This window comes from Thalassospira sp. ABL2_045 (assembly GCF_056161285.1).
The window spans coordinates 71,949-84,659 of the sequence record NZ_JBSWYV010000012.1 but is presented as its reverse complement, the minus strand read 5'-3'; the positions used below and the strand labels follow the sequence as shown (position 1 = coordinate 84,659).

13 protein-coding genes are annotated in these 12,711 nt (G+C 55.4%); 7 read left to right on the top strand and 6 right to left on the bottom strand.

Going from position 1 to position 12,711, the window contains the following annotated elements; translation table 11 throughout:
• The first annotated feature begins 2 nt into the window (after nucleotides 1-2).
• The 6 genes from ACXAIA_RS16345 (at nucleotide 3) to ACXAIA_RS16320 (ending at nucleotide 7,110) form a co-directional block, all read left to right on the top strand.
• On the top strand, nucleotides 3-1,022 hold the full coding sequence (locus tag ACXAIA_RS16345) for a threonine aldolase family protein (RefSeq protein ID WP_475350261.1): 1,020 nt from the start codon (nucleotides 3-5) through the stop codon (nucleotides 1,020-1,022).
• A 405-nt stretch (nucleotides 1,023-1,427) separates the two neighbouring features.
• Nucleotides 1,428-3,035, top strand: coding sequence for an ABC transporter substrate-binding protein (locus ACXAIA_RS16340; protein ID WP_475350260.1), 1,608 nt, complete (start codon nucleotides 1,428-1,430; stop codon nucleotides 3,033-3,035).
• Between the two features lie 114 nt (nucleotides 3,036-3,149).
• Nucleotides 3,150-4,160: an ABC transporter permease subunit gene (locus tag ACXAIA_RS16335; protein ID WP_475350259.1), complete on the top strand. Its 1,011-nt coding sequence runs from the start codon at nucleotides 3,150-3,152 to the stop codon at nucleotides 4,158-4,160.
• A 14-nt stretch (nucleotides 4,161-4,174) separates the two neighbouring features.
• Nucleotides 4,175-5,110 (top strand): ABC transporter permease subunit, encoded by a 936-nt coding sequence (locus ACXAIA_RS16330; protein WP_475350258.1) that lies wholly within the window; start codon nucleotides 4,175-4,177, stop codon nucleotides 5,108-5,110.
• Between the two features lie 3 nt (nucleotides 5,111-5,113).
• A complete protein-coding gene (gene dppD, locus ACXAIA_RS16325; RefSeq protein WP_475344855.1) occupies nucleotides 5,114-6,115 on the top strand; it encodes a dipeptide ABC transporter ATP-binding protein in 1,002 nt (333 codons plus the stop codon).
• A complete protein-coding gene (locus ACXAIA_RS16320; protein ID WP_475350257.1) occupies nucleotides 6,115-7,110 on the top strand; it encodes a peptide ABC transporter ATP-binding protein in 996 nt (331 codons plus the stop codon). The genes dppD and ACXAIA_RS16320 overlap by 1 nt, the downstream gene beginning before the upstream one ends.
• Nucleotides 7,111-7,222: 112 nt before the next feature.
• Here the strand turns inward: ACXAIA_RS16320 and ACXAIA_RS16315 are convergent, their stop codons facing one another.
• From ACXAIA_RS16315 to ACXAIA_RS16300, 4 genes are all read right to left on the bottom strand, one after another.
• Nucleotides 7,223-7,870 (bottom strand): LysE family translocator, encoded by a 648-nt coding sequence (locus ACXAIA_RS16315; RefSeq protein ID WP_475350256.1) that lies wholly within the window; start codon nucleotides 7,868-7,870, stop codon nucleotides 7,223-7,225.
• An 82-nt stretch (nucleotides 7,871-7,952) separates the two neighbouring features.
• Nucleotides 7,953-8,456, bottom strand: coding sequence for a cupin domain-containing protein (locus tag ACXAIA_RS16310; RefSeq protein ID WP_475350255.1), 504 nt, complete (start codon nucleotides 8,454-8,456; stop codon nucleotides 7,953-7,955).
• A gap of 128 nt (nucleotides 8,457-8,584) precedes the next feature.
• The gene (locus ACXAIA_RS16305) at nucleotides 8,585-9,100 is read right to left on the bottom strand and encodes a copper chaperone PCu(A)C (RefSeq protein WP_475350254.1); all 516 of its coding nucleotides are present in this window, start codon (nucleotides 9,098-9,100) and stop codon (nucleotides 8,585-8,587) included.
• Nucleotides 9,101-9,175: 75 nt separating this feature from the next.
• The gene (locus tag ACXAIA_RS16300; RefSeq protein WP_475350253.1) at nucleotides 9,176-9,649 is read right to left on the bottom strand and encodes a hypothetical protein; all 474 of its coding nucleotides are present in this window, start codon (nucleotides 9,647-9,649) and stop codon (nucleotides 9,176-9,178) included.
• A 107-nt stretch (nucleotides 9,650-9,756) separates the two neighbouring features.
• On the opposite strand from ACXAIA_RS16300, the gene ACXAIA_RS16295 reads away from it, so the two are divergent.
• A complete protein-coding gene (locus tag ACXAIA_RS16295; protein ID WP_475350252.1) occupies nucleotides 9,757-10,239 on the top strand; it encodes a DUF2867 domain-containing protein in 483 nt (160 codons plus the stop codon).
• A gap of 43 nt (nucleotides 10,240-10,282) precedes the next feature.
• Here the strand turns inward: ACXAIA_RS16295 and fumC are convergent, their stop codons facing one another.
• Both fumC and ACXAIA_RS16285 read right to left on the bottom strand, forming a co-directional pair.
• Nucleotides 10,283-11,674 carry a class II fumarate hydratase gene (gene fumC / locus ACXAIA_RS16290; RefSeq protein ID WP_475350251.1) on the bottom strand — a complete coding sequence of 464 codons (1,392 nt, stop codon included), beginning with the start codon at nucleotides 11,672-11,674 and terminating at the stop codon, nucleotides 10,283-10,285.
• Between the two features lie 160 nt (nucleotides 11,675-11,834).
• Nucleotides 11,835-12,671: a DeoR/GlpR family DNA-binding transcription regulator gene (locus tag ACXAIA_RS16285; protein ID WP_475350250.1), complete on the bottom strand. Its 837-nt coding sequence runs from the start codon at nucleotides 12,669-12,671 to the stop codon at nucleotides 11,835-11,837.
• Between the last annotated feature and the right edge of the window lie 40 nt (nucleotides 12,672-12,711).

Sequence of the window (12,711 nt, the reverse complement as noted above, 5' to 3'; positions counted from 1 at the left end):
AGATGAATTTTGCCTCGGACAATGTATCGCCCTTTTGCCCGCAAGTGCTCGAAGCCCTGACAAAAGACGCGTCTGCCAACGCCCCGGCCTATGGCAGCGACGATATCAGCCAGCTCCTTGACGCTGCCTTTTCCGAGCTGTTTGACAAGGACGTTGCCGTTATTCCGGTGGCAACGGGCACAGCAGCAAATTGCATCAGCCTGTCTGCCCTTGTGTCCCCCTATGGCGGGGTCGTATGCCATCACGAAGCCCACATCAACGAGGATGAAAGCACAGGCGTTGCCTTCTTTACCGGCGGCGCAAAGCTTTTGCCGATGGACGGCCCGGCAGCCAAGCTGGAAGCAGGCGACCTTGATGCCTTTATCTCTGGCCTTGTTGATCGCGGTGTGCATTCTGTCGCGCCAGAATGTGTGGCGATTACGCAGGCGACCGAGCTGGGTGCGGTTTACTCTGTCGATGAGGTCGCGGCGATTGGCGACATCTGTCGCAAGCATGACCTGCGCCTGTTTATGGATGGTGCGCGCTTTGCCAATGCGATGGCCCATCTGAAATGCCATCCGGCGGATGTCACCTGGAAAGCCGGGGTCGATGCCATCAGTTTCGGGGCGACCAAAAACGGGGCGATGGCGGTCGATGCGATTGTTCTTTTTGACACCAGCCTGAAAGCCCGGGTCGAGCAGGCCCGCAAACGCAGCGGCCATCTGCATTCCAAGCATCGCTATCTGGCAACCCAGCTTCTGGCCTATATCAAGGATGATGTCTGGCTGAAAAATGCCGCCCATGCCAACGACGCCGCAAAAGCGCTTGCGGACGTTCTGATCTCGCAAGGTGCGGAACTGACACATGCGGCAGAAGGGAATGAGCTATTTGTCAAAATGGCCCCGCAACTCGCGGGCAAACTGCGCGATGCCGGCCTGATGTTCCATGGCTGGCCATCGCTTGGTGCGGATGTTTATCGATTTGTTGCTGCCTGGAACACGGATATCGTGCAAATCACCAAACTCAAAACCACCCTAGGGTAGAAAATCACCTGTGAAGCCAGGGTGAAATCGAACGAATCATTATGTTTCAATAAGATATGAATCGTTTGAAAGCACATTTCAAACACGTGATTTACCGATTTCACCCGCCGAGCTTTGAAAAAAATGCACAGCTGCCCCGACGAAAGTGGACAGTGAATTTCATAAAAATAACAAACACTTGACTTAAATTCATCATTTCGGCCCCTGCCCCGCCTACGTAAAATCCCGCAGGAACCGTTGACGATACGTAGAAACCCTGATTACTTTCCTTCGTCGATTGCCAACATTCATACCTGTTGGATCGGGTAAACCTCGTCCGATGCAAAAAGCACTGTCAAACGTGACTGGATCAATGTCACGCAGACAGCATTGATTTGTTCGGACCAGCCTTGAGGGAGGCATTTAATGAAAGCGAATTTCGTCAAAGTGGCACTTGGTGCAGGCCTGCTTGCAGCCACCGCACTTGCTGCTCCGACTGCCGCTTCGGCAAAAACCCTGGTATATTGCTCGGAAGGAAGCCCAGAAGGCTTCAACCCGTCGCTGTACACCGCCGGCACGACCTTTGATGCGTCCTCGCGTCAGGTCTTCAACCGCCTGGTACAGTTCAAACGCGGTACCACCACCATCGTTCCGGGTCTCGCGACCAGCTGGGACGTTTCGGCTGATGGCCTGGAATACACCTTCAATCTGCGTAAAGGTGTTCAGTTCCACACCACCGAAGACTTCACTCCGAGCCGCGATTTCAACGCGGATGACGTGATCTTCACCTTCATGCGTCAGTTCGACAAAGAACACCCGTATCATGGTGTTTCCGGCGGCTCTTACGAGTACTTCAACGCCATGTCGATGCCCGACCTGATCAAGGACATCGTCAAGGTTGACGATTATACCGTCAAATTTGTCCTGAACCGTCCGGAAGCACCGTTCATCGCCAACATGGCCATGGATTTCGCATCGGTTCTCTCGGCTGAATATGCCGATGTCATGATGGAAGCTGGCACCCCGGAAAATGTTGACCTGAACCCGGTCGGCACTGGTCCGTTCCAGCTGGTGGCTTACCAGAAAGACGCGGTTATCCGTTACAAGGCATTCCCGGAATACTGGGAAGGTGCGGCAGCAATCGATAACCTGATCTTTGCCATCACCCCGGACAGCACCGTTCGCTACCAGAAGCTTAAAGCTGGCGAATGCCATGTCATGCCGTACCCGAACCCGGCTGATCTGGAAGAAATGGAAGCAGACGCAGACGTCAACCTGCTGAGCCAGGAAGGTCTGAACGTTGGTTATCTGGGTTACAACACCCAGAAAGAACCGTTCACCGATCCCAAGGTTCGTAAAGCACTGAACATGGCGATCAACAAAGACGCCATCATCGAAGGTGTTTATCAGGGTGCCGGTTCAGCGGCGAAGAACCCGATCCCGCCGACCATCTGGTCTTACAACAACGACACCGTTGATGATCCCTATGATCCGGAAGCAGCCAAAGCCATGCTGGCAGAAGCTGGTTATCCGGACGGCTTCACCACCGACATCTGGGCCATGCCGGTTCAGCGTCCTTACAACCCGAACGCACGCCGTATGGCAGAACTCGTTCAGGCTGACTGGGCTGCGATTGGTGTGAATGCCGAAATCGTTTCCTACGAGTGGGGCGAATACCTTGAGCGCACCAAAAAAGGTGAGCAGGGTACCTTCATGCTCGGTTGGACCGGTGATAACGGCGACCCCGACAACTTCCTCGCAGTCCTTCTGGGTTGTGACGCAGTTGGTGGTTCGAACCGTGCACAGTGGTGCAACGAAGAGTTCGACAACCTGATTCAGCAGGCAAAAACCACCTCGGACGTTCTCGAGCGTACCCGTCTGTACGAGGAAGCACAGGTCGTCTTCAAACGTGAAGCACCGTGGGCAACCATCGCACACTCGATCGTCTTCGAGCCGATCCGCAACGAAGTTGTTGACTACAAAATCGATCCATTCGGTGGTCACATCTTCTATGGTGTAGATCTCGCTGAGTAAGCGCACCAAAATCTAGTCAGAGAGGCCCGGTTTTCCGGGCCTCTTTGCAATTTCGTAAAAGAGAGAAAGACATCCGGACGGACAAACCGCCCGGAGATAAAAAGGCCCGATGGCATGCTAGGATTCCTGTTTCGCCGTTTGGGGGACATCATCCCGACCTTCTTCGGTGTCACCCTTCTGGTATTTTTCCTGATCCGCCTTATTCCCGGCGATCCCATTTTGATGATGGCCGGTGAGCGTGGCGTCGATGCGGAAAGATATGCAGAACTTCAGGCACAATACGGCTTTGACCAGCCAATTATTGTCCAGTATTTCGATTACCTGATGGGTGTTTTCCAGGGCGATCTTGGTAAATCCTTTGTCACCAAGAAGCCGGTTATCGATGAATTCCTGACCCTGTTCCCGGCGACAGTCGAGCTGGCCCTGATGGGCATCCTGTTTGCCGTGATACTTGGCGTTCCATTCGGGGTTCTGGCCGCGATGCATCGTGGCAAATGGATTGACCACCTGACAATGTCGTTATCGCTTACGGGCTATTCGATGCCGATTTTCTGGTGGGCGCTTCTTCTGATCATGTTCTTTTCGACGACCTTGGGCTGGACACCGGTCTCCGGGCGTCTGTCAGTCATGTTTTTCTTTGAACCGGTCACCGGTTTCATGCTGATCGACAGCCTGTTGAGTGGTGAAAAAGGGGCCTTTTCCAGCGCCGTTAGCCACCTGATCCTGCCCACTATTGCCTTGGGTACCATCCCGATGGCAGTGATTGCGCGCATGACGCGCTCTTCCATGCTTGAAGTGCTGGGCGAGGAATATATTCGCGTTGCCCGCGCCAAAGGTCTGGCGCCGATCCGTGTCATTATGGTGCATGCGCTGCGCAATGCCCTGATCCCGGTGATCACTGTGATCGGCCTTCAGGTCGGTGTGCTTTTGGCTGGTGCGATCCTGACCGAGACGATTTTCTCGTGGCCAGGCATTGGCAAATGGATCATCGAAGCCATGAACCGGCGCGACTATCCGACCATTCAGGGCGGCATTCTGATGATTGCCTTCCTTGTCATGGCCGTGAACCTGATCGTTGACCTGCTGTACGGGATCGTAAACCCCCGTATTCGGTATAAGCGTTAAGGGAGCTGCGAAAGATGAGCGAGAACACCACCCCGTCCGCAGCCCCGGCATCCAATACTGCCGAAGCAGCCGTTGAGCCAATCGGCGCACCGCCGAGCCCGCTGCGCGAGACCTGGGACTATTTCAAAAAGAACCGCGGCGCATTTGCCGGTCTGGTCGTCATCGCGATCATTCTGTTTCTGGCGCTGACCGCCCAGTGGATTGCGCCATTTGATCCGATCGCACAGGACCGTACCGCGTTCCTGAAACCACCCATCTGGATGGAAGGTGCTGATCCGCGTTACCTTCTTGGTACCGACGCGGTGGGTCGTGACATCCTGTCGCGCCTGATCCATGGCGCCCAGTTGTCGGTTTCCATCGGTGTGGCGGTTGTCATCCTGTCGATGATTTCTGGCATCGTGCTTGGCATGGTTGCCGGTTACTTCCGGGGCTGGGTCGAAGTCGGGGTCATGCGCCTGATGGATATCATGCTGGCCCTGCCCAGCCTGATCATGGCGCTTGCGATTGTCGCCATTCTCGGCCCGGGTCTTGAAAATGCCATGCTGGCCATCGCGATTGTTCAGCTACCGCATTATGTGCGTCTGACCCGTGCGTCGGTCGTATCCGAACTCAACAAGGAATATGTCATCGCATCGCAAATTGCCGGTGCCGGACATATCCGCCAGATGTTCGTGAACATCCTGCCAAACTGCATGGCACCGCTGATCGTTCAGGGCACGCTTGGTATTTCGAGTGCGATCCTTGACGCTGCTGCCCTTGGCTTCCTTGGCCTTGGTGCACAGCCGCCGCTGCCGGAATGGGGCACCATGCTGTCCGAAGCCCGTGAATTCGTGGGTTCGGCTTGGTGGGTGATCACCTTCCCCGGCCTTTGCATCCTTGTCACCGTGCTTGCCTTCAACCTGATGGGTGATGGCCTGCGCGATGCCCTTGATCCCAAGATGAAACGGTAAGTCATGGCTCTTCTCGAAGTAAAAAACCTGACAGTCGAGTTCGGCTCCGAAGACAAGCCGTTTCGTGCTGTTGATTCCGTAAGCTACTCCGTTGATCGCGGCGAAGTGCTTGGCATCGTCGGTGAATCAGGTTCGGGCAAGTCGGTATCATCGCTTGCCGTCATGGGTCTCATCGATTTTCCCGGGCGTGTAAGTGCAGATGCCCTGACCTTTGATGGTCAGGATCTTCTGAACATGCCGGCCAAACGTCGCCGCGAGATCACGGGCAAAGACATTGCCATGATCTTTCAGGATCCGATGTCAGCCCTTAACCCGTGCTTCACGGTCGAAGCCCAGATCATGGAGGCCCTTAAGGTCCATGAGGGCGGCAACAAGAAGCAGCGCCGCGAGCGCACGCTTGATCTGCTTAATCAGGTCGGCATTCCCGATCCGAAGTCGCGCATGACGGCCTATCCGCATCAGCTTTCCGGCGGTATGAGCCAGCGTATCGTCATTGCCATGGCGATTGCATGTAACCCGCGCCTTCTGATTGCCGATGAGCCGACCACGGCCCTTGATGTCACCATTCAGGCCCAGATCATCGACCTGTTGCTGAAGCTTCAGGAAGACAGCGACATGGGTCTTTTGCTGATCACCCATGATCTGGCACTGGTGTCCGAAGCCGCCAACCGCATTCAGGTCATGTATGCCGGTCAGCTGTTTGAAAGTGGCCCGGCTGATAGCATCTTTGCCGCACCACGCCACCCCTATACCCAGGCATTGCTTGAAGCCCTGCCGGAACGTTCCGAAGGCCATGACAGGCTTCGAACCATCCCGGGCGTGGTTCCTGGTCAATATGACCGCCCGGCGGGTTGCCTGCTGGCTCCGCGTTGCCGTTATGCCAATGAAAGCTGCGTGAAGGCGCGCCCGGAAGTTTCCGACTTCAAGGGACGCGATGTGCGCTGCTTCTATCCGCTCAATGATCAGGGCCAGCCGACTGGCATGACCACCGGGGAGACTGTGTAATGAGTTTTCTGGATGCCAAACCCGGTGTTCCGCTTCTGGAATCCGATGATCTTGTCCGTCACTATGAAGTTAATCGTGGCCTGGGCAAACCCAATGCCTCCGTCAAGGCACTTGATGGCGTGTCCTTCACGCTCGAAGCGCAAAAGACCCTCGCGGTTGTCGGTGAATCGGGCTGCGGGAAATCGACGCTGGGTCGTCAGCTGACCCTAATTGAAAAGCCGACCTCGGGCGCGCTGAAACTCAACGGCACCGAAGTCGGCGATCTGTCGGACAAGGAAGCCAAGCAGTTCCGCCGCACGGTTCAGATGATTTTCCAGAACCCCTACGGGTCACTGAACCCGCGTAAAAAGGTCGGGCAGATCCTGGCCGAGCCGGTTCTTCTGAACATGGATAGCCTGGGCCGCAAAGAGCGTGAAGAACGTGTGCGCGCCACGATGGCAAAGGTTGGCCTACGCCCGGAATTCTATCAGCGCTATCCGCATATGTTTTCCGGTGGCCAGCGTCAGCGTATCGCCATCGCGCGCGCGCTGATCCTTGAACCGAAGGTCATCGTTGCCGACGAGCCGGTTTCAGCCCTTGACGTTTCGGTCCAGGCACAGGTTCTCAACCTGATGATGGACCTGCAGGAAGAGATGAATGTCGCCTATATTTTCATCTCGCATGATCTTTCTGTCGTCAGACATATTGCAGATGACGTCATGGTGATGTATCTCGGTCGCGTCGCTGAAAAGGGACCGACTGACGAAATCTTTGCCAAGCCGCTGCACCCCTACACACGGGCGCTTCTGGCATCGGCACCAAAGATCGATCCGACACAACGTGTGAAGGCAGAACCGCTGACCGGCGAACTGCCATCACCGATCAACCCGCCATCGGGCTGTGCGTTCCATAAACGCTGCCCGTTCGCGACCGAGGAATGCGCAAAAGTCCGCCCGGAACTGCGCAATTTCGAGGGCCGCGAAGTGGCGTGTCATCGGGTCGAAGAAATCGCCTGACAACAGGCGATCGCCCGGAAAGCTAACAGCTATCCAGGTAGACAAGGGAGCAAGGGGGCGCGCTTTGAAAAAAGCTGCGCCCCTGCGCACTTCTCGATGATTGGTTCTGAAACTAGGCTGCTGTCCGTGACCGGTCGGTCAGGGCCAACAAGACACCAGCCCCGACCAGAAGCGATCCGGATACACGGTTAAGAACCCGCATATGGCGGGCGGACTTGATCAAACCTTTGACCTGTCCGCCCAAAAGGCCGTAGCCCAGCAAGACGCTGACTTCCATCGTAATGAAGGTCACGCCCATGACCAGGAATTGCTGACCATAGGCCTCGGCTGGATCAAGGAACTGCGGGAAGAACGCGGTAAAAATCAGGATCGCCTTCGGGTTGCCCACCGCAGTGAGGAACTCCGTCTTGGCGAGCTTGAAGGGCCCCGGGTTTTCCATCAGAGCCATCTGGCCTGCGACGTCCCCGTCATCGTTAACCTTGGCAAACCAGCTTTTGATACCAAGCCATATCAGGTAAACCGCCCCGCCCCATTTGATCACGAAGAAGGCCGTTTCACTGGCGGCAAGCACAACGCCAAGTCCGGCAGCCGTGATCGAGATCATCAGGATAAACGCCACAACACGGCCAATACCGCCAACGGCCGCAGACGACACGCCATAACGCGCACCATTAAAGATTGCGAGAAGGTTATTGGGGCCGGGCGCCATCGCCAATGCGATTGCCGCCCCGGCAAACAGAAGCCAGGTATCGAACTGCATGGGGCAAATCCTGTATTTCGGGGTAGCGCAAGAACTGGCAATGCCAACTCTTGGTTGGTGTCAGGACGATATCGCCCGAAAATCAGTCACGCGTCAATGCCGTAATCATCTCGGACGCTGCTGGCCATTTTGCGCTCAGCGCCGCGCGTTTGCCCATCGAGAAATCAGCAAAATCAAAGCCCGGCGCAACGGTACAGCCCAGAAGCGCAAACTTGCCACCGGGTTTAAGGCGCGCCCCCTGCCAGACATTTTTGGGCACGATCATTTGCGGCTTTTGCCCCGCCAGCAGGTCCTTGCCAATTTCCACCTTCCTGTGCGTGCCATCTTCAAACAGCTGAAGCTGTTCGACCGCATCGCCGAGATAGTGATGGAAAATCTCGTCACTGGTCAGGATATGCATGCCCGAAAAGGTATCAGGTGTCAGAAGGTAATAGATCGCGGTCCCCGTGCTGCGCACACCAAGATACCGGTTACCGGGATTACAGGTTTCAAACGCCCGGAACGTCTCGGCGTAATAGCCGCCTTCGGGATGCGGTTGCAGGTCAAGCTTGGCGATCAAATCGTCGATGGTGATGGCATCTGACATGATGGGCTCCTTGTTCCCAACCGTGATCATCGCCGCCATTCTGACGAAAAAAAGGGAAAGGGGAAAGGCGCAAACCTTCCCCCTTCGATCCCTTTGGCCTGAAAATTCAGGCCACGATCAGACGCAACTTAGTTGCTGTGTGATTTCTTGTGGTCGTGGTCATGACCATGATCATGGCCGTGATCCATACCTTTGCCACCTTTCGGCCCCTTGGACATGGTATTGAGTACATCAATGGTCACCGGAATGTCGCCGGCCTTTTCAAGTTCCAGAACGATGTCGATCTTCTGGCCTTCTTCAAGGGCTTTGTTCAGGCCAATGAACATCACATGATAGCTGCCCGGTTTGAAATGAACCGTGCCATGCATCGGAACTTCAACGCCGCCCTTCACTTCCCGCATTTTCATGACATTATTTTCCATGATGTGGGTGTGAAGTTCGGTACGGTCGGCAAGTTTGCTGCGAACTCCGACAATGCGGTCCGGGCCACCGTGATTGACAACATCAAAGAACGCAGCGCCATTACGCACCATGCCCTTGGATGCCTTGGCCCAAGCGTCCTTGATTTCGATATCGGCGGCAAAGGCGTTGGTGACGATAAACAGCGACGCAACGGTCGCAACAATTGCAAAAAGCTTTTTCATGATATTCCATCCGTTAAACAGCCTGTGTGTACAGGTCTGCGATTTCAGTAATCGTGTTTTGACTGGTCTTTGAAATCAGATGGAAACCGGCGGTGCGCGGGAATGGCGAATACGTGGGACATCATTGCCCGCTGCCAGTATTATCGCCGTTGCAAAGCTGACATGATGGGTAACAGCAACCGGTGCGTTGTAAGGCAGTTCGATCACCGCCATCGCCCCGTGATGGTTTGCACAAAGAGGGCAAAACGCATGGGCGGGCATCTCGTCAGGTTGCCCGGATGCGTCAGAAGCCAACACTCCATCAAGCGTATCAACCGAGACCATCTTGATGCCCGTAGGCGTGCAAATCAGAAAATAGTCATCACCCGGCGCAATTTCGGCGGCCGACGCAGTTGAAATGCCACTGGCCTGCCCACTCAGCAGGGCCGGTATCAAGCCCGATTGGGTCACACCAGCAAACAAAACGACAAACGCCACCAGCCATGTCTGAACGACACGGCGAAGTGACAGGCCACCTGCCCGGCGGTTATGACGTTTGCGCGTAAGCATGACTTGGATATGCCTGATTCAAAGATCACCTGCAATGATATTGATCATTGCATTCGACCAATTTCGGACTAATTTCCATGTGAATTCCACCATGCGGAAACGACAAGATGACAAATCGCGCAACCGGGTCTGCAGTCCACCTTCCACATCCGGGCCTGTCCGATGCCGACTGGGGAGACTCATTTGTCATCACCGCCAAGCAACCAAACCTGTCCGCGCAGCAGGCAGCACGGCATGTGATTAACTCGGCCCCCCAATGGTATCATCGCCTACTCGCCCTTCGGAACCTTCTTGTCAGGCCGCTTGGCCTTAAAACCGACGCTGATATGGTTGATCCCGGAACTTCAACCATCGGCCCTTTTCCGATCATCAGCGAAAGCGACCAGTCGGTCATTCTTGGTCTTGATGACCATCATCTGAATTTTCGTATCGTCTTTGAAACCGAGGCAATTGATGCCAACCGGACACTGGTGCGAAGCATCACGCTGGTTCGGCGCAACAATGCGCTGGGGCGTGCCTACCTTGCTGCTGTGATGCCGTTTCACAATCGCATTGTGCCCGCGATGTTAAACACGGCCTACGCACACTAAGCCAAAAGGCCGGGTGTGATTGCCCGGCCTTTTCCGTCATCAATCAGATCATGTCGCGGGCTTGCACCAGTTCGTCAAACTTTGCCCCGTCAAGGAAGCCAAGCGCGATGCAGGCTTCTTTGAGGCTGCTGCGGTCCTTGTGTGCCTTTTTGGCGACTGCAGCTGCATTGTCATAGCCAATATGCGGCGCCAGGGCGGTCACCAGCATCAGGCTTTGTTCGACATAGTGATCAATCTTTTCCTGATCGGCCTCAAGACCGGCAATACAGTTATCGGCAAAGCTGACCGATGCATCGGAAATCAGGCGCACTGATTGCAACAGATTATAAATGATCACCGGCTTGAACACGTTCAGGTCGAGATGCCCGTTTGATCCGCCAACCGTGACCGCAACATGATTGCCCATTACCTGCGCGCACACCATGGTAAGGGCCTCGGCCTGGGTCGGGTTGACCTTGCCCGGCATGATCGATGATCCGGGTTCATTGGCCGGCAGGACAAGTTCCCCCAGACCACAGCGCGGACCGGACCCCAGCAGGCGAATATCGTTCCCGATTTTCATCAGCGACGTCGCCAGCACATTCAAAACACCCGACATCTCAACACAGGCATCATGGGCGGCCAGGGCTTCGAACTTGTTTTCGGCCGTTTCAAACTCAAGCCCGGTGATCTTTGAAACCTGTTTGGCAAATTCGACATCAAAGCCATCGGACGCATTCAAACCCGTACCAAGGGCGGTGCCGCCCTGTGCCAGTTTGCGCAGCCGTTTAAGCGCATCTTCAATCCGGTCCAGCCCCAGCGCGATCTGTGCGGCATAACCGGAAAACTCCTGTCCAAGGGTCAGGGGCACCGCGTCCTGCATGTGGGTACGGCCAATTTTGACGATGTCGTCAAAGGCCGCGACCTTGGCATCAAGGGTCGTGCGCAGATGCTTAAGGGCTGGTTTCAGCTTTTCTTCGATTTCGACCACGGCGGCGATATGCATCGCGGCCGGGAAGCTGTCATTGGATGACTGCCCGCGATTGACGTGATCGTTGGGATGGACCGGTTCGCGTTTGCCCGTCGGCTTGCCAAGGATCTCGCACGCCCGGTTGGCGATCACTTCGTTGGTATTCATGTTGGTCTGGGTGCCCGATCCGGTTTGCCAGACAACCAGCGGGAAATGATCCAGAAGCTTGCCTTCGGCCACCTCGGTGGCGGCAGCTTCAATCGCCTTGGCCAGTTCCGGGTCAAGATTATCAAGCGCGGCATTGGCGCGCGCAGCTGCCAGTTTCTGAACCCCGAACGCCTTGATCAGGGCATCGGGCATGCGTTCACCACCAATGCGGAAATTCTGTCTGGATCGCTGGGTTTGCGCCCCCCAATACCGATCGGCGGGCACATCAATTTCGCCCATGGTGTCTTGTTCGGTACGGGTGGTCACTGAATTGGTCACGATCAAAATCCTCCGTGTCAGAAACAAACTGACCGGGGCGGGAACCCGGCACGCAACACTTTGATATGTTGCGCACGGAATATGGTTTGAAATCCGGGTGAACGCAAACTCAATTGCGAACAAATCTTATTTTCAAAAATGCTGAGGTGATGCAGGCAACCTATTGGAGGTCATCACGCCATGCCAAAAGCCGTATGCCCGCGCGTTCAAGCTGGGATGCGAATTCCGGCTCCGGCTGGCGGTCGGTAATGATGCCGGTCAGTTCTTCCAGCGGGGCAACGTTTTCCAGATAGCGTTGATCAAACTTCGTATGATCCACCATCAACCATGTTTCATCGGAGCGTTCCATCATGGCGCGCTTAACGGCCACCGCCCGGCGATTGACGTCGCTAAATCCCTGTCGGGATATGCCCGATGCACCGATAAAGGCGATATTGGCATGGAAACGACGCAGATATTCGATGGTGTCGTTGCCATAGACGGCATTTTCCCGTCGATCAAACTGCCCCGGACACATCAGGACATCATCATGATCCACAAGCTCGGCCATGCCATGCACCACTGCATAACAGTTGGTGAGAAACGTGCGGGGCAGCTTTGTCGTACGAGCTGCCAGAAACGGCGCAATCTGGGCCACGGTTGATCCGGCATCGATCATGGCGACATCGCCGGACCGCACCATGTCAGCGGCCATCATGCCAATCCGCTCAAACCCGGCAACAGCAGAAAGCTGGCGTTCTGCCAGATCCGGCTGATGGCCCATGGGGCGGGCCGATGCCCCGCCGAACTCGCGTTTGATCAGGCCATCGCTGCTCAGCGCATCAAGATCACGGCGGATGGTTTCGGTTGCAACGTCGAATCGTTCGGCAAGTGTGGCAACTCTCACATGGGGGTGAACTTGTAACTCTTGCAGAATACGTTGCTGACGCTCTTTTTTTCCTAAACGCAAAGCCACACCCCCCTCAATTATGGCCGGTTTTGTGCCGAAGACAGCCATCTTAGCAACCCTGACCGAAACATTTTGTTACAGTTTTGTG